Origin of the sequence: Synechococcus sp. CS-197, assembly GCF_025128215.1 — a bacterium.
In the GTDB taxonomy this organism is placed as follows: Bacteria; Cyanobacteriota; Cyanobacteriia; order PCC-6307; family Cyanobiaceae; genus Synechococcus_C.
The window spans coordinates 226,311-241,663 of sequence record NZ_JAHLZC010000017.1 but is presented as its reverse complement, the minus strand read 5'-3'; the positions used below and the strand labels follow the sequence as shown (position 1 = coordinate 241,663).

At 60.0% G+C, this 15,353-nt stretch carries 20 protein-coding genes and 2 tRNA genes; 11 read left to right on the top strand and 11 right to left on the bottom strand.

The genetic code is table 11. The features are described 5' to 3' along the window. Nucleotides 1-20: 20 nt before the first annotated feature. Nucleotides 21-1,322 carry a glutamate-1-semialdehyde 2,1-aminomutase gene (gene hemL / locus KQ296_RS08310; protein ID WP_011933719.1) on the top strand — a complete coding sequence of 434 codons (1,302 nt, stop codon included), beginning with the start codon at nucleotides 21-23 and terminating at the stop codon, nucleotides 1,320-1,322. A 5-nt stretch (nucleotides 1,323-1,327) separates the two neighbouring features. After that, complete coding sequence (locus tag KQ296_RS08305; protein WP_259726436.1) at nucleotides 1,328-2,575, top strand: carbohydrate porin; 1,248 nt, start codon at nucleotides 1,328-1,330, stop codon at nucleotides 2,573-2,575. Between the two features lies 1 nt (nucleotide 2,576). On the opposite strand, the gene KQ296_RS08300 is transcribed toward KQ296_RS08305, so the two are convergent. Together KQ296_RS08300 and KQ296_RS08295 are read right to left on the bottom strand one after the other, a co-directional pair. Then, nucleotides 2,577-3,071, bottom strand: coding sequence for a YajQ family cyclic di-GMP-binding protein (locus KQ296_RS08300; RefSeq protein WP_011933721.1), 495 nt, complete (start codon nucleotides 3,069-3,071; stop codon nucleotides 2,577-2,579). Nucleotides 3,072-3,096: 25 nt separating this feature from the next. Then, nucleotides 3,097-3,663, bottom strand: a complete 567-nt coding sequence (locus KQ296_RS08295) for a CHRD domain-containing protein (protein ID WP_011933722.1) — start codon at nucleotides 3,661-3,663, stop codon at nucleotides 3,097-3,099. A 55-nt stretch (nucleotides 3,664-3,718) separates the two neighbouring features. On the opposite strand from KQ296_RS08295, the gene KQ296_RS08290 reads away from it, so the two are divergent. Then, a complete protein-coding gene (locus tag KQ296_RS08290; RefSeq protein ID WP_011933723.1) occupies nucleotides 3,719-4,165 on the top strand; it encodes an MAPEG family protein in 447 nt (148 codons plus the stop codon). On the opposite strand, the gene KQ296_RS08285 is transcribed toward KQ296_RS08290, so the two are convergent. Next, nucleotides 4,162-5,076 (bottom strand): SPFH domain-containing protein, encoded by a 915-nt coding sequence (locus KQ296_RS08285; RefSeq protein WP_011933724.1) that lies wholly within the window; start codon nucleotides 5,074-5,076, stop codon nucleotides 4,162-4,164. The two genes, KQ296_RS08290 and KQ296_RS08285, sit on opposite strands and share 4 nt — an antisense overlap. Nucleotides 5,077-5,134: 58 nt before the next feature. Between KQ296_RS08285 and KQ296_RS08280 the strand changes: the two genes are divergently transcribed. After that, nucleotides 5,135-5,578, top strand: coding sequence for an NfeD family protein (locus tag KQ296_RS08280; RefSeq protein WP_011933725.1), 444 nt, complete (start codon nucleotides 5,135-5,137; stop codon nucleotides 5,576-5,578). Between the two features lie 3 nt (nucleotides 5,579-5,581). On the opposite strand, the gene KQ296_RS08275 is transcribed toward KQ296_RS08280, so the two are convergent. Genes KQ296_RS08275 through ebsA form a run of 3 tightly spaced genes read right to left on the bottom strand, consistent with a single transcriptional unit; the run spans nucleotide 5,582 to nucleotide 7,626 of the window. Further along, complete coding sequence (locus KQ296_RS08275) at nucleotides 5,582-6,094, bottom strand: hypothetical protein (RefSeq protein WP_011933726.1); 513 nt, start codon at nucleotides 6,092-6,094, stop codon at nucleotides 5,582-5,584. A gap of 36 nt (nucleotides 6,095-6,130) precedes the next feature. After that, nucleotides 6,131-7,219 carry a phosphotransacetylase family protein gene (locus KQ296_RS08270; RefSeq protein ID WP_011933727.1) on the bottom strand — a complete coding sequence of 363 codons (1,089 nt, stop codon included), beginning with the start codon at nucleotides 7,217-7,219 and terminating at the stop codon, nucleotides 6,131-6,133. 26 nt (nucleotides 7,220-7,245) lie between these two features. Then, nucleotides 7,246-7,626: a type IV pilus biogenesis protein EbsA gene (gene ebsA / locus KQ296_RS08265; protein ID WP_011933728.1), complete on the bottom strand. Its 381-nt coding sequence runs from the start codon at nucleotides 7,624-7,626 to the stop codon at nucleotides 7,246-7,248. Nucleotides 7,627-7,646: 20 nt separating this feature from the next. On the opposite strand from ebsA, the gene KQ296_RS08260 reads away from it, so the two are divergent. Then, nucleotides 7,647-8,429, top strand: coding sequence for an SDR family oxidoreductase (locus KQ296_RS08260; RefSeq protein WP_011933729.1), 783 nt, complete (start codon nucleotides 7,647-7,649; stop codon nucleotides 8,427-8,429). On the opposite strand, the gene map is transcribed toward KQ296_RS08260, so the two are convergent. After that, nucleotides 8,410-9,249, bottom strand: a complete 840-nt coding sequence (gene map / locus KQ296_RS08255) for a type I methionyl aminopeptidase (RefSeq protein WP_011933730.1) — start codon at nucleotides 9,247-9,249, stop codon at nucleotides 8,410-8,412. The two genes, KQ296_RS08260 and map, sit on opposite strands and share 20 nt — an antisense overlap. Nucleotides 9,250-9,319: 70 nt before the next feature. Between map and KQ296_RS08250 the strand changes: the two genes are divergently transcribed. The 6 genes from KQ296_RS08250 to gltX all read left to right on the top strand — a co-directional run bounded on the left by KQ296_RS08250 (nucleotide 9,320) and on the right by gltX (nucleotide 12,238). Then, nucleotides 9,320-9,634 carry a hypothetical protein gene (locus tag KQ296_RS08250; protein WP_011933731.1) on the top strand — a complete coding sequence of 105 codons (315 nt, stop codon included), beginning with the start codon at nucleotides 9,320-9,322 and terminating at the stop codon, nucleotides 9,632-9,634. 32 nt (nucleotides 9,635-9,666) lie between these two features. Continuing rightward, the gene (gene rplS / locus KQ296_RS08245) at nucleotides 9,667-10,161 is read left to right on the top strand and encodes a 50S ribosomal protein L19 (RefSeq protein WP_011933732.1); all 495 of its coding nucleotides are present in this window, start codon (nucleotides 9,667-9,669) and stop codon (nucleotides 10,159-10,161) included. A 63-nt stretch (nucleotides 10,162-10,224) separates the two neighbouring features. Continuing rightward, nucleotides 10,225-10,297: transfer RNA gene (locus KQ296_RS08240), tRNA-Trp, on the top strand. A gap of 36 nt (nucleotides 10,298-10,333) precedes the next feature. Continuing rightward, nucleotides 10,334-10,522 (top strand): hyperconserved protein Hcp, encoded by a 189-nt coding sequence (locus KQ296_RS08235; RefSeq protein ID WP_006043540.1) that lies wholly within the window; start codon nucleotides 10,334-10,336, stop codon nucleotides 10,520-10,522. Nucleotides 10,523-10,712: 190 nt separating this feature from the next. After that, nucleotides 10,713-10,786: transfer RNA gene (locus tag KQ296_RS08230), tRNA-Asp, on the top strand. Between the two features lie 21 nt (nucleotides 10,787-10,807). After that, a complete protein-coding gene (gene gltX, locus KQ296_RS08225) occupies nucleotides 10,808-12,238 on the top strand; it encodes a glutamate--tRNA ligase (protein ID WP_011933734.1) in 1,431 nt (476 codons plus the stop codon). On the opposite strand, the gene KQ296_RS08220 is transcribed toward gltX, so the two are convergent. Genes KQ296_RS08220 through wecB form a run of 4 tightly spaced genes read right to left on the bottom strand, consistent with a single transcriptional unit; the run spans nucleotide 12,221 to nucleotide 15,344 of the window. Continuing rightward, nucleotides 12,221-13,471, bottom strand: a complete 1,251-nt coding sequence (locus tag KQ296_RS08220; protein ID WP_011933735.1) for a sodium:proton antiporter — start codon at nucleotides 13,469-13,471, stop codon at nucleotides 12,221-12,223. The two genes, gltX and KQ296_RS08220, sit on opposite strands and share 18 nt — an antisense overlap. Continuing rightward, nucleotides 13,461-13,706, bottom strand: coding sequence for a hypothetical protein (locus KQ296_RS08215; protein ID WP_011933736.1), 246 nt, complete (start codon nucleotides 13,704-13,706; stop codon nucleotides 13,461-13,463). The genes KQ296_RS08220 and KQ296_RS08215 overlap by 11 nt, the downstream gene beginning before the upstream one ends. Beyond that, nucleotides 13,706-14,287 (bottom strand): DUF1643 domain-containing protein, encoded by a 582-nt coding sequence (locus tag KQ296_RS08210; protein WP_011933737.1) that lies wholly within the window; start codon nucleotides 14,285-14,287, stop codon nucleotides 13,706-13,708. The genes KQ296_RS08215 and KQ296_RS08210 overlap by 1 nt, the downstream gene beginning before the upstream one ends. Beyond that, nucleotides 14,232-15,344 (bottom strand): non-hydrolyzing UDP-N-acetylglucosamine 2-epimerase, encoded by a 1,113-nt coding sequence (gene wecB / locus KQ296_RS08205; RefSeq protein ID WP_011933738.1) that lies wholly within the window; start codon nucleotides 15,342-15,344, stop codon nucleotides 14,232-14,234. Before wecB ends, KQ296_RS08210 begins: the two co-directional genes overlap by 56 nt. Nucleotides 15,345-15,353: the final 9 nt, after the last annotated feature.

The window sequence follows — 15,353 nt, the reverse complement described above, 5'->3', positions numbered from 1 at the left end:
GCCCATTGGCTACCGCTCCAGTGACTGCACCCACCCTCAACACCACCCGCTCCCAGGAGTTGTTCAGTGCCGCGCAGGCGCTGATGCCCGGTGGCGTGAGCTCTCCGGTGAGGGCATTCCGCTCGGTGGGAGGCCAACCCCTCGTTTTCGACCGGGTCAAAGGTCCCTACGCATGGGACGTGGATGGAAACAAATACATCGATTACATCGGCAGTTGGGGGCCTGCGATCTGCGGCCATGCCCACCCCGAGGTGATCAGCGCTCTCCAGGAAGCCATTGAGAAAGGCACGAGCTTCGGCGCTCCCTGCGCCCTGGAAAACACCCTGGCGGAGATGGTGATCGACGCTGTTCCCAGCGTGGAGATGGTGCGTTTCGTGAACAGCGGCACCGAGGCCTGCATGGCCGTGCTGCGCCTGATGCGGGCCTTTACCGGCCGCGACAAGGTGATCAAATTCGAGGGCTGCTACCACGGCCACGCCGACATGTTCCTCGTGAAGGCTGGATCTGGAGTGGCCACCCTTGGTCTCCCCGACTCTCCCGGGGTTCCTCGGAGCACCACAGCCAACACCCTCACCGCCCCCTACAACGACCTGGAAGCGGTCAAGCAACTCTTCGCTGAAAATCCAGACGCCATCTCGGGTGTGATCCTCGAGCCCATCGTGGGCAACGCCGGATTCATCCAGCCCGAACCCGGTTTTCTCGAGGGCCTGCGTGAACTCACGAAGGAGCATGGAGCGCTGCTGGTCTTCGACGAGGTGATGACCGGTTTCCGGATCAGTTACGGAGGAGCCCAGGCGCACTTTGGTGTCACTCCCGACCTCACCACCATGGGCAAGGTGATCGGTGGCGGACTGCCGGTGGGTGCCTACGGCGGACGCCGCGACATCATGGAGATGGTGGCCCCTGCTGGCCCGATGTATCAGGCGGGCACCCTCAGCGGCAACCCCCTGGCGATGACTGCCGGCATCAAGACGCTGGAACTACTCCGTCAGCCAGGCACGTACGAGAAGCTGACGGCCACCACAGAGAAACTGATCGCGGGGATCAAGGAAGCTGCGTCAGCCGCCGGCCTGCCGATCACCGGTGGCAGCGTCAGCGCCATGTTCGGTTTCTTCCTTTGTGAGGGTCCGGTTCGCAATTTCGAAGAAGCAAAAGCCACCGACGCCGAGCGCTTCGGGAAGCTGCATCGAGCGATGTTGCAGCGGGGTGTCTATCTGGCGCCTTCAGCGTTCGAAGCAGGGTTCACCTCCCTGGCGCATTCCGATGGCGATATCGAAGCCACGCTTCAGGCGTTCCGCGAATCCTTCGCTGAAATCGCCTGAATCCGGTGAGGTCTGCGATCAAGGGCATCAGCACTTCCATTGTGTTGGGGGTGCTCGGTGCACCTGTTGAAGCGGGCCTCCTGCAACCGTTACTTGGGCTCCCAGATTGGGTTGACTTCAGCATTCAGTTCACCTCTGAACCGATGGGAGGCATCCAAGGAGGCCTCAATCCATCGGCGAGCAGCTGGTTTCAGAACACGGTGGTGGGACTGAGCCTGGGCAGCGGCCTGAACAAGCCAGAAAAAAACTGGAAGGAGCTCGATCACTGGCAGGTGAATCTTGAACTCACCAATCAGGCAGGAAACCCCAACCTCAACACGGAGCTCGGCTCAGCATTCCCGCTGCAAACCTTGGTGAACCCGGTCGGAACCTGGATCACGGCCGCCAGTGTGGAGCGCAATCGCGGCGAAAGCTGGTGGAGCGCATCGGCAGGTTTGCTGTCGATGGATCCAGACTTTCTGGTCACACCGGCGATGAATTCCTATATCAACTCAACGCTCAACAACACCCTCAACCTGCTGGTGGTGGGTCTACCGATCAATCCCTTCGTCACTCCTGGGGTGAAAGTGGCGGCCCACTCAGAAACGATGGGCTCCCTGGCCTATGGATATTTCCATCTCGATCCGGAAACATCGATCGCTGCCAGCCTGGGCGTGAACCCTGAGCAGCCGCAGGTGCAAGGAGGCGTCCAGGCGCTGCAGTGGAGCATCAATCCACTGAGGTCACGCCAGGATCTTCTTGAACCGATTCGCCTCAACAACAGTCACGTCACCGTGGAGCGCATGCTGCCTGCACCGGAGGCACAACTCGGAAGCTATCTCGCTTCCACCAAGCTTCCATCGGCGCAGACGCCAGGGATGGGGTCAGGCCTGAATCGTGGGATTTACGGCTCACTCACCTGGCCCTTGGACGTTCCCCTGGGAATGGACAACCGACTCTGGGCTGCGGGAAGCCTCAGCCTCGATCCCGACAACAACCCGTTTCCAACCTTTCTGGGAGGGGGTTGGCTGTCTCAAGGGGTTCTGCCCAACCGTCCACTCGATGTTCTCGCTCTTGGGGTCAGCCGCACGAGTTTCAGCCCGACCCTGTCCCCAGGCGCGACCTATGAAGGCGTGATTGAACTCAATTATTCAATCCATGTGTCTGAAACAGTGCAATTGCAACCGGTCATGCAGTGGATCATCAATCCCGGCGGTGAAGGCCAGGTTCAAGGCATTTGGGCCGGAGGCGTTCAGTTGAATCTGAATCTCTAAGTCAGCGATAGTTCTCAAACTGAAGAGGCACATCCAGCTCATCCTCCTTAGACCGCAATAACTGAATCACCTGCTGAAGATCATCCTTACTCTTGCCGGTCACCCGGAGGCTCTCGCCCTGGATCGCAACGGTGACCTTTTTCAGTTCATCACGCACGATCTTGCTCATTTTCTTCGCCAGCTCCTGACTAAGACCTTTTTTCAACTGCACCACCTGCTTCACGCGGTTACCTCCTACAGCCTCAGGCGTTTGAAAATCAAAAATTTTCAACGACAGATTGCGCTTGGTTGCCTTCGCGCGAAGAACATCTTCAACAGCCTGCAACGTCATATCACTGGCAGTTGTAATCACGACCGCTGCCTCCTCCAGCTCAATCTCAGTATTGGAATCTTTCAGGTCGTAACGCTGGCCAACATCCCGTCGCACCTGGTCGAGAGTGTTGACCAACTCTTGACGATCAAAATCAGAGACGACGTCGAAGGAATACGTTGCCATCGTTCAGATCTTCACTGCGACCACCCTAGCGCTGGGGCACCAACGTTCCTCTGATTTCTCCATTGGGATATTTCTTGGAGTGGATATTGATATAGGTCTGGGATCCCAACAAAGCCTTGAGATCCTTGGACTCGATCTGCACGGATCCTGTGAGGCGACCAGCGCGAACCCCTTCAGGCAAGGGACCGCGGCTGAGTTTGAGGGTGGGTTGAAACTGGTCTGTTGTGTTGAGCTTGTAAAGCACGCCCACATTGGCGCCAGGCTTGCCTTGGGGTGTGGGGCCATGGATGTGAATCCCCCCATGCACAGCGGGGAGAAACAGACCGCCACTGGAAAGATCCTGAAACGCGAAATCGAAGTGCAGCGTACGGGTCTTGGCGTCGTAATAAAGACTTTTGGGATCAATCAGCCCACCGGTTGCCGATGAATCCTTTTTGTCTGCAAAGCCCTTGCCGGACTCTCCGTTGCCAGGCAACAAGCCATTGCCTTGCTCTCCGGTGAGACGAAAGACAGTGACGTCAGCGACGGCAGGCATCGCTGTGGCAACAACGCCCAACGCGACAACACCTGGAAGGAGCAGGGCACGGCGCATGACGATTCGAGCGATTCCTATCGTCATAGCCATCGCGCTGTTCATTGTGAACTTGATGGATCTACTAACCCAAACACCCGCCGCCCCCTATGCATGGTCGCTGGTGCTGTCGGGCGGCGTGGTGATCGCCAGCATCGTGCCCCTCGGCGCGGCTCGCTCCCAAGCCAATTTCACCATGAGTGACATGAAGGCACCCCGCGCGATGTTCGAGCGCCTTCCCGCGTGGGGACAGCGGGCCAGCTGGGCGCATCAGAACAGCTTCGAAGCCTTCACCCTGCACGCCCCCGCCGCACTACTGGCCCTGATTGCTGTGCTGCAAATGGGGCCCCTGAGCGGTCTTGCGCTGCCAGCGGCCCTGCTTCAACCCGTGCTCAGGCTGGTGTATCTGCCGGCTTACATCGCCAACGTGCCGCCTTTGAGAGGTCTCTGCTGGGCCGGGGCCCTTTCTTGCACCGGAATTCTGTATCTGGAGGGCCTGCGGGCCCTGATCGCAGCGGCTTAACGATCTCCCTGTTGAAATTGCTTCAAGGCCGCCAGCAACGATGCTGGGGACTGGGGATCGACCATCAACACGCTGCCAGCGGGAGAGTCAGCCATCCGCTGACCCATCTCCATCCAGTTCTCAGCAAGCATCAAACGGATCGCTTCCTCTGTTTGCGGACTCTCTGAAAGGGCTTTGGCCACAACAAGAGCGGCCTGGGATTTCGCTTCCGCCAGCACGCTCTGCTGCTTGGCCTGGGCTTCTGCTTCAAGCAAGAGAGCCTCCTTCTGGGCTCGCGCATCGAGCACAAGGGCCTCAGCCCGTCCCCGCGCTTCGTTGAGCTGCGCTTCCTTTTCTCCCTCCGATCGCAGAATCGCTGCCCGTTTTTCCCGTTCTGCCGTCATCTGTGCCTCCATCGCCTGCTTCACCCCAGGGGAGGGATTGATGTCGCGCATCTCCACCCGGGTTACTTTCACGCCCCATGGATCGGTGGCTTCATCCAGTTCCCTGAGAAGTAATTCATTCACCTCACTGCGCGTGGTGAAGGTCTGATCGAGATCGAGTTTGCCCATTTCCGCACGGATCTGGGTCAGCACAAGATTCACCATGGCCGCCTGGAGATTGTCAACGGCGTAATAGGCCTGGGAGTGTTCCAGAAGCTGCCAATACACCACAGCGTCCACCTCGATGGAGACGTTGTCTCGCGTGATGCAGAGCTGGGGAGGAATGTCGAGCACCCGTTCCTTCAGGGATTCGTGACTCACAACTTTCTCCACCACAGGAAGCACAATCGACAGCCCGGGCTGGAGCTCACGGTCATATTTCCCGAGGCGCTCCACCAACCTGGATCGCCCGCCGCTGGTCACTTTGACGCTGCCGGAGCCGAGGAGCGCCAACAAAACGAGAGCGGGCAAACCAACCAGAGCTTCCATGAACTTTTTTGTTTTCCCAGACGATAGAGACCAGAGTGAGAGAAGTCAGTTCTCTGCGATGCCTCCTCTGGTCGGCCCCCTGGGTTGGTTATTGCTGGCAGGGCTTCTGCTGGCGATCGAACTCTCACAACCAGGCTTTGATGGGCTGATGGTTGCCGTGCTGGGAGGACTGAGCCTTTCGGTTCTGACAGCTCTGCTCCCGCTGCCGCTCTGGCTTCAGATCAGCCTTTTCATGGTGATCACCGTGGCGGGGACCATCTGGATCAGCCGCTGGTCAGCGAGGCGCTCGCCATCATCCGCTCGCCGCCTGCTGAAGGAAGACACCGCGGAGGTCCTCGGCACGATCAGTCCTGGTGGGGAAGGCCGGGTGCGATGGCATGGCCAGAGCTGGGCCGCGAGTTCGCTTGACCTGGAGCACGCCATAGCGGCCGGAGATCAGGTTCTGGTCATGGGAAGGGACGGAACCCACCTTCAAGTTCTGCCGATCAAGGCGCTGCGCTGACCTTCAGTCGAAGTACAGCAAGCTCACCACTTTGCCCATGTCTTCAGCATTGCGGCAACTTGCCAGCAAGGTTTCGCTGTCGTGAAAGGCCAGACAGATCAACTGATCGCAGCGGCTGATGATGTCCTGATTGCAGAGACTGCTGGCCATTGGCAACGGAAGATCGTCGTGCTCTGGCTTTTCGATGAGGTGGAGCACTTGTTCGAGCTGATCCTGGATCTCAGGTCCTTGGCGGCTCAGGCTTTGGGGAAGCAGCACGGTGAGCTTCGAGGCATCAACAGCCAACACACCCCTGATCACGGCAGCATTCACGCCCTGGGCTCCGGAGGTCACCAAGGAATGTCCCTCTTGGGCCAAAGAGCGCGCAATCAATTCAATGAGGTGAATGGCCACCACAGGGACATGGCGGCTTCCAAGGATGGCAATGCGCCGCTGGCCCTTGTCCTGCAGCAAGGCCAGTTCCTGAGCAAGGGTGTCGACCTTGTCCAGTGCAGGAAGATCGAGTGATCGGCTCAATGACGACGCGCGTGCGTGTCTTGAAACTAGCAGCGATTAAGCAAGACCAACGGCCTGGATGAGCTCATTCAAACGGCAATGCTCTTCGACCAGGCGAAAGGCGTAGGTGGCTTTCACCGCCTCGTGCAGGCGCACATGGCCAAACGCCTGCTCGATCACTTCCACCGTGGCCAGGGTGTCGTGATCCACCTTCAGCAACGGAACTTCCAGCTCGTCGGCCCGGTTGATCAATTGCGGGAGCGGTTCGCCGGCGCCCGTGAGGATCAGGCACTGGGTGGAGGCCTCCAGGGCAGCCAGCTGAATGTCGGTGCGGTCAGCACCAGTAACCACGGCCATATTGCGGCGACGCCTGAAGAACTCCATCGCTGAGTTCACATTCATGGCACCGATACTCAAGGTTTCCACCAGAAGATCCAACTTTTCTGGGCAGCAGATCACCCGCGCGTCCAGTCGACGCACAAGCTCACCCACCGTGACGCTGCGCAACAGGGGGGAGCGGGGCATCACCCCAAACACAGTGAGTCCCAGCCTTTGTAAGGCTGGAACCACTTCTCGCTCGAGCAGTTCAACGTCATCAGGAGTGACTGCATTCAGCACAACACCACGCAAGCGCTCCCCCAGTTGCGCCTTGGCTGCAAGCAGAGCATCCACACTGCAGCTGTCCTGCCAGAGATGCACTAGCACCACGGGAGCATCCAGATCATTCGCCAGCTGCACCAAACTCAAGCCGTAAAGCAAGCCTTCGTGGAGGTTGCCGGCAGCCTCGAGGAGGGTCACCCCACCGTCGAATTTGAGAAGGTGCTTGCGCAGATGATCCAGACCATCACCCGCGGATAGGAGCCCTCCCGCCAAACGGCTTTCGGCACTGGATGGCGACAGGAGATGCAGCGATGGAATCAACTCCTGATCATCAAGACCAAGGGTCTCACCAACAAAACGCACATCGTCATCGATCAGAGGATCCGGCAGGACACCCTGTTCAGGCAACCAATCGAAACTGGTGGCCAGGGGCTTCCCGAACCGAACCCGTTGCCCCGACGAGAGCAGATGACGGGCCAGCCCTAAGACGAGGGCTGATTTGCCACTGAAGGGTTCGCAGGATCCGATCAGCAGCGTGGAGCCCATGCGGAAATTGGTGGTTGTTCTGCAATTTAGAGGGGTCTGTCGTCAACAAACCTGCTGAGCAGCAGCCATTGCCAAAACCCGTCAGGGAGATCGCGTTCTTGGCCCTGCACCGGCCCCTCCATCAACCAGCTCAGCAACTGATGCGCGGGGCATTCGAAGCGGTAATCCACGTCGGGACGGTCCGCAAACAGCAGCACACAGCGACAGGGTTCGAGCGGAGCCTGCACGCGATCCCAGCGCAGAACAAAACGATGTGCGGGGGCATCGACAAGCAGTCGTTCACCGGCATACTCCCCTGACGGCAGCATGGCCAGCGCCTCCCGGAGGGATGGCTCCAGCTCACGCCCCCCGCAGTAGGGAGCGAAGAGCGCCAACTGAGCCTCCCAGGACAGGCCGGACAACGTCATACCGTCGGTGTGCCTTAAGCATGCCCCAGTTCATCGCGATGGCACAGACCAACAACACCTCTGCTCAGATCGGTGTGGGTGCCAAGGGATGGCAAGGAAAACGGGTGGGAATCACCGGCGCAAACGGTGAACTGGGGCGAGCGCTCACCGAGCAGTTGAGGGCTCGCGGCGCCTGGGTGGTTGGCATCAGTCACCGCGCCAGAGTTGAGACACCTTCGCCCCTGCGGTCGGCCCAGGATTGGGTGTGCTGGTGCAGTGGGAAGGAAGAGACCCTCGATCCAACGCTGAGAGATCTGGATGTGCTGGTGCTCAACCATGGCGTGAACCCTGGGGGTGATCAAACGCCTGAAACCTTGACCAAGGCGTTGGAGATCAATGCCCTGAGCCAGTGGCGTCTGATCCAACGTTTCGAGCAGATTTGCGTCGAAACCCCCCAGCGACCGAGAGAACTGTGGGTCAACACCTCAGAAGCTGAAATCCAACCGGCTCTCAGCCCCGGCTACGAACTGAGCAAACGATTGATCGGCCAATTGGTCAGCTTGCGCTGGAACGTTCCCGAACGCCAACGTGCCGGTCTGCCTCGCCTGCGCAAATTGGTGCTCGGGCCTTTTCGCTCGAGCCTGAATCCGATCGGTGTGATGTCTGCAGCCTTTGTCGCCCAGCAGGTTGTCCTTCAAGCGAACCTCGGGCTGCCGCTGATCGTGGTCACACCGAATCCGATCACCTTTGTACTGATGCCGTTAACAGAGCTTGGTCGTTGGCTGTACAACCGAAGCTTCAGGCTCAATCGCCCCGGTCCGTAAGAATTTCACAACCATCCGATGTCACCACGATGGTGTGCTCCCACTGCGCCGACATCGAGCCATCTCGCGTCACCACGGTCCAGCGATCCTTCAGGGTGCGGCAATCCTTGCTCCCGGCATTGAGGATCGGTTCCACAGCGAGGGTCATGCCCGGGCGGAGCGTCACATTGGGCAGCGCATCGGTGCGGAAATTGAACACAGACGGCTCCTCATGAAGATTGCGGCCGACGCCGTGGCCCGTGTAGTCCTCCACCACACTGAAACCACCTTCACGCACGCGATCTTCGACCGCACCAGCGATATCGAGCAGGGTGTTACCCGCACGAATCTGAGCCAGTCCAGCCAAAAGTGATTCCTGAGCGACCCGACTGAGGGTGGCCGCTTCTTCACCCACATCGCCCACACAGATCGTGACGCAGCTATCGCCGTGATAGCCCTCAAAGAAGGCGCCCGTGTCGACCTTGAGGAGGTCTCCTGCCTTAATCACCCGCTTGCTGCTGGGAATGCCATGCACAACCTCGTTGTTAATGCTGGCGCAGATGCTGGCTGGAAAACCGTGATACCCCTTGAAGCTTGGGGTGGCTCCCATTTCACGAATCCTTCGCTCGGCATGGGCATCAAGATCACCTGTGGTCTGGCCTGGCTCCACCAGATCCATGATTTCCCTGAGCACCGTGGCCACGATGCGACTGGCTTTCGCCATGATCTTGAGTTCGCGTGCCGACTTGATCTCCACCCCACGTCGCTGCTGAATGCGTGGGCCTGTCGCGGTAACAGTGCTGCCTTGGGCTGATGCGAGAAGATCTGCGAACAAGTTCATCGGTCGTTCCTTCGGGCCAATCCCGACGTCTTGCTGTCACGCTATCAATCGTGCAAAGGGAATGACGGTGATGCGTTGGATAGCGCAGATCAGGCGCTGGCATCGGTGGATTGCCCCCTTCGTTTTGCTTCCGCTGCTGACCTCCGTGATCAGTGGTTTGACGTATCGATTGGCGCGGGATTGGGGAGGTTTAAGTCGTGATCAGGCCCACTGGCTGATGAGCCTCCACGAGGGCGAGTGGCTGGGGCCTGAACTCGAACCCGTCGTGGTTCTTCTCAATGCGCTCGGGGTGCTTTGGATGTTGATCACCGGTGGGGCTTTGCTCCTGCAGAGCTGGAGCGCAGCTTTAAAAAAGCGGGTGAAGGAGGGTGAGTCGGCAGGGTAAGCTGGTTGTTTGGCGTGATTCCCCGGAGCTGGATGGCAGCGGATCCAAACGACACTTCTGCAAAGGAGAGCGCAACAGCGACGACGGATGGCGCTGTGGAGACCAGTGGTGCTGATACTGCGGTTGCAGATGAGACGAAAGCGTCAACCCCCACGGTGAGCAGCGTTCGCCTGAAGCCGGCGGAGCTCATCCGGGAATTTGAAACAGCCCAACTGAAAACTGATCTCCCTGAGATCTACGTTGGCGACACCGTTCGCGTTGGCGTGCGCATCAGCGAAGGCAATAAAGAGCGTGTCCAGCCCTACGAGGGAGTGGTGATCGCCAAGCGCCATGGCGGCCTGAATCAAACCATCACCGTGCGCCGGATCTTCCAGGGAATCGGCGTTGAACGAGTCTTCATGCTGCATAGTCCGCAAGTCGCCTCCATTAAGGTTGAGCGTCGCGGTAAAGTGAGAAGGGCGAAGCTTTTCTATCTGCGGGAACGGGTGGGCAAGGCCACCCGCGTGAAGCAGCGCTTCGATCGCTGAGGTTTCGGCCTCGTTCAATCCAAATGCCATCGTTTCGGCGATGGTCGAGGGGTTCATCGCCTTGCGCCGTTAGTTCAGTTGGTAGAACGCAGGTCTCCAAAACCTGATGTCGGGGGTTCGAGTCCTCCACGGCGCGTCCGATGGCCCCTACTGCAGTTTCCTGAGTTCGAGCATGGAGTTGGATCTTCAACCTGGTGATGTGGTCAAGGTGCTCGAATCAGCCGCCCTCGGCTGGGTTCGCGCACGGGTGATTCGTGTCAAATCTGGTGGTCGTGTCGTTGTTCAAAGCGATCAAGGTCGCGAATTCACCGCTCGCGGCAATCAAGTTCGTTTAATCGAGCCAGCCGGCTTCCGTCCTTAATTGAGAACCATCTGAGTTCTTTAAAACCCCGCCCCCGGCGGGGTTTTTTTATGGGTCGCCGTCCTCAATCAGCCGCAAGGGAGCGTTTCTTGTTCGAGTGTTGACGGAGGGCAGGGCAAAGGTTGATACTGACTTGGTCGCGCAGGCGACACAGGTCAGTCGTCCGGAATGAGATGTCCGCCGGCAGCCTGGGACCGTAGTTCAACCGGTTAGAGCACCGCCCTGTCACGGCGGAAGTTGCGGGTTCGAATCCCGTCGGTCCCGTTTCATCACCAATGACCTCGCATGGTTCGCGTTCGTCTGGCTCCGAGCCCTACGGGAACCCTTCACATCGGCACGGCACGTACTGCTGTGTTCAACTGGCTGTTTGCGCGAAACCAGAACGGTTCCTTTCTGCTACGCATTGAGGACACCGACAAGGAGCGATCCAAGCCGGAATTCACCCAAAACATCCTTGAGGGCCTCCAGTGGCTTGGTCTGGACTGGGACGGCGACCCAGTGATCCAGAGCGAACAAACCGAACGCCATCGCAGTGCGATTCAAACTCTTCTGGAGAAGGGTCTGGCCTACCGCTGCTACGCCAGCGAAGAGGAGCTGGATGCCATGCGGACGCAGCAGAAAGCGGCCAATCAAGCTCCCCGTTACGACAATCGCCATCGCGACCTCACGCCCGAGCAAGAAGCGGCCTTCCAGGCTGAGGGTCGGGACGCCGTGATCCGTTTCCGCATCGATGAGCATCGCGAGATTCGCTGGAACGACCTCGTGCGTGGGCCGATGCTTTGGCGTGGAGCCGACCTCGGTGGGGACATGGTTGTGGCCAGACGGGCTCCCGCCGATCAAATCGGTGATCCGCTCTACAACCTGGTGGTGGTGATCGACGACGCCGCGATGGCCATCAGCCACGTGATCCGAGGCGAAGACCACATCGCCAACACAGCGAAACAGCTGCTCCTCTACGAGGCGTTGTCCTTACCGGTTCCGACATTCGCCCATGCCCCTCTGATCCTCAACCCCGAAGGACGCAAGCTGTCGAAACGGGATGGAGTCACCTCCATCAATGATTTTCGAGCGATGGGCTACACGCCGGAAGCGCTCGCGAACTACATGACCCTGCTGGGCTGGTCGGTTCCTGAGGGCATGAATGAGATTTTCACGCTCGAAGCAGCGGCCAAGGTCTTCGATTTCGATCGCGTCAACAAAGCCGGCGCAAAATTCGATTGGGACAAGTTGAATTGGCTGAATGCCCAGGTTCTCCACAGCTGGGAGCCCGCGAACCTTCTGAACGCCCTGGCACCGCTCTGGGCCGATCAGGGTTGGACGCTCCCCGACACCACTGGTTGGTCGCTGTCTTTGGTGGAGCTGCTCGGCCCCTCGCTGACCCTGCTGAACGATGGAGTGGATCAGGCCAAACCGTTTTTCATGGAGCCTGCTCTGGAGGACGATGCCCTCAAACAGCTTGATCAGGAGGGTGCCAAAGCCTGTCTGCAGGCTCTTCTGAGCACCCTGGAGGAGGCTCCCTGGTCTGGCGAAAGCATCGACCAAGCTCAGGAGATGCTGAAAAGTGCTGCTGCGACAGCTGGTGTGAAGAAAGGGATCTTGATGAAGAGCCTCAGGGCAGCTCTCTTGGGTCGACTGCAGGGCCCCGACCTGCTCACCACTTGGTCTCTTCTGGCCCAGATTGGTCAGGATCTGCCCCGCTTAAGGCGCTGCCTCTGAAGGTTCCGCCGGCAACGGCGCCCCGTCGCTGGCCTCGGAGCTCTGATCAATCAGACCAAGAACTTTGGCAAGGGGCTGAGCCGTGAGGCCCTGAAGGCCAACGGTCATCAGAATTGTGAGAAACACCAGGCCTTGCAGGCGTCCTGCTCCGAGCACCCCGGCTTGCTCAAGCCTGATGGCAAACAGCGAGGCCACAGCCGCGGTCACGATTCCCCGCGGCGCGAGCCATCCCAAGAAGAGCCGTTGCCGCCAATCAAGAGGAAGACCGACGGTGGCCACACTGACAGCCGCTGGGCGCACCACAACCATCAGCACCAGCACACAGCTCACCCCACCCCATCCGAGAGGACTGAGCTCCGCCCAGGACACATCAGCGGCCAGAAGCGGGAACAGCATGGTGATCGCAAGCCGGGCCAATTCCCTGATCAACTCATCCAGCTGACCTGCCTGGGTGGAGGGGCGACGCCCCACCACCACACCGGCGGCCACCGAAGCCGGCAGTCCGGACTCCGGGAGCAGCCATTCCGCAATCGAAAACATCAAAAACAGCACTCCCAGGGTGAGTTGCAGCCTCAGCCCAACGGAATGCTCCGAGGGCAATCGCCGCAGCACCTCCGACAGCAACCAGCCCACAGCCAAGCCAATCAGCACGCCGCCTCCAAGGCGCGACATCAGCCCGATCGCCAACTCGCGCCAGCCATGGAGATCCCCCAGCAAGAGTTCAAGCAACAGCAGGGCCAGCACCGCGCCCACTGGCTCCAACACCAGGCCTTCCGCTTCCAGCACATCCCCCAAGGGCGAGGCCAGACGGATCTGCTGAACGATCGGCGTGACCACAGTCGGCCCAGTGCCCAACACGATGGCGCTGTAAACGGCAGCCACCGACCATCCCAGTCCTGCCAACCAGTGCGCAGCCAGCACCCCCGCTCCGAGCGACAACAGCAGGCGCAGCAGAGAAATCCGCAACACGGTCGCTTTGATCGTGTCCCCAGGGAGACGCAGGTTCAGACCGCCGTCGAACAGCACCAGACTGACCAGGAGGCCCACGGTGGTCTCAAGCCCCAACCCAAGGTCCAGCGGTTCGACCAGTCCCAGCCCGGAGCGTCCGATCAACAGACCGGAGAGAAGCAGCAAAACAACCCCCGGAAGCCCGGAGAGGGCAGCCAACAACCTGGCCCCGGCACCGGCGAACACCGTGATGCCCCAGAGCAATCCCAGCCGCTCAGGCGTCATCGATGGAGGCGTATTGCGGTTCCACGCGCAGTCCGATCACCGCCTCGGGGCGGATGACCAGATATTCCCCTTCGAGCTCACCCAAGGGAACATTCACGAACGCCTGAGCCTGGCCGCCGTTCACAAGGCCTTGATACCACTCCTGAAAGGTCTCGAGCGTGGGGAAATTCACCACTTCAGTCTGACCACCGGACAGATGGAGAGAAATGCGATAGCGGCGTGGTTGACGTGGCATCAGCGAACCGTACAGGCCCAGAGAGTTGGAACTCGGTCTCCTGGAACATAGAGGGGATGGCGCGGCTGTCCGCTGCGCGTGGACCCCAGAGTGAGAGGCCCAGCCCCGGCCCTTCGGCTCTGAAGCGCAGGTTCAAGCTTGGCCAGCATCGCCTGATCCCGCTGAAACAGAGCGCCTCGGGTCCCCCAGCCCAGCCAGAGATCCCAAGAGGGATGGTCTGCCCAATCCTCCATCCAATGCTGCAGAACAGCATCGGTTCTGTCGCCGACCGGGTCGCTGCAGCGCTGCAATGCGCCTGGTGAAGGAGAGATCCGCGCGAACAAATTGACCACCACAAGCCGGTGATACCGCCAACGAGTTCCAAACGCCATGAGCCGTCGCAGCGTTGGATCGTCCCGATGGGCACCGGCGCGGGACGGGTTCAACCCCACAAAGATCAGCGTTCGCGGGTCTTCCGTTGGCAAAGGCTCCACCAGAGCACGGTGCAGCAGCCAGCGGTAACGGCCGCAACTGCTGAAGCAGGCGTCAGCGGACCAACAGCTCGAGGGCGGCTTGGAGGATGCGTCCGCTGGCGAGACCATCCCCGAAGGGATTGACTGCACGGGCCATCTGGTCGTAAGCGGCGGGGTCATCAAGGAGACGGGCTGTTTCCTGAGCGATCGATGCGCTGTCCGTACCCACCAGCCTCGCAGTGCCGGCATCCACAGCCTCCGGACGCTCGGTTGTGCGCCTGAGCACAAGAACAGGTTTACCGAGAGCGGGAGCCTCCTCTTGCAGGCCACCGGAATCGGTCAGCAACAGGGTGCACCCTTTCATCGCCGCCACCAAGCGGTCGTAGTCGAGCGGTTCGGTGAGGACGACGCGCGGATGGTGCCCCAACAGCTCCTGCAGGGGCTCGCGCACGGTGGGATTCCGGTGCAGGGGCAACAACAATGTGGTGTCGGGGTGGGACTCCAGCACCGCCAACATGCCTACAGCAATGTTGCGCAGGCGATCCCCCCAGTTCTCGCGTCGGTGCACGGTGGCCAGAATGACGCGCTGGTTGGCCCAGTCGATGGGCAGGTCGGTGAGCGCAGGGGCGCGCTCAGCCATGCGCAGCAGTGCATCAATCACCGTATTGCCCGTGACCATGGCGCGACCAACCACACCGGAAGCCTCGAGATTGGCCTGGGAGCGCTGTGTCGGAGCGAAATGGAGCTGGGCCACCTGAGAAATGAGCCTGCGATTGGCCTCTTCCGGGAAGGGATCGAGGAGGTTGTCCGTGCGCAGGCCTGCCTCCACGTGCCCAACGGGGATCTGCTCGTAAAACGCAGCAAGCGCCGCTGCGAAAGCCGTGGTGGTATCTCCCTGCACGAGCACCAGTTGCGGCGGGAAGGCTTGAAAATCGTCGCGGAGTCCCTGCAAGGCCGCACAGGTGACATGGGTCAGCGTCTGACGGGGTGCCATCAGGTCGAGATCCTGATCGGCGCTGAGCTGGAACAGATCCATCACCTGGGTCACCATCTCCCGGTGCTGCCCAGTGAGCACGACGCGGGTCTCCAGTGCCGAGCAAGCTCGAAATTCCTGGATCACCGGAGCCAGTTTGATCGCTTCCGGCCGGGTGCCGAGCACGATGGTGACACGAGGCTTGGCCGCCATAAATGCAGG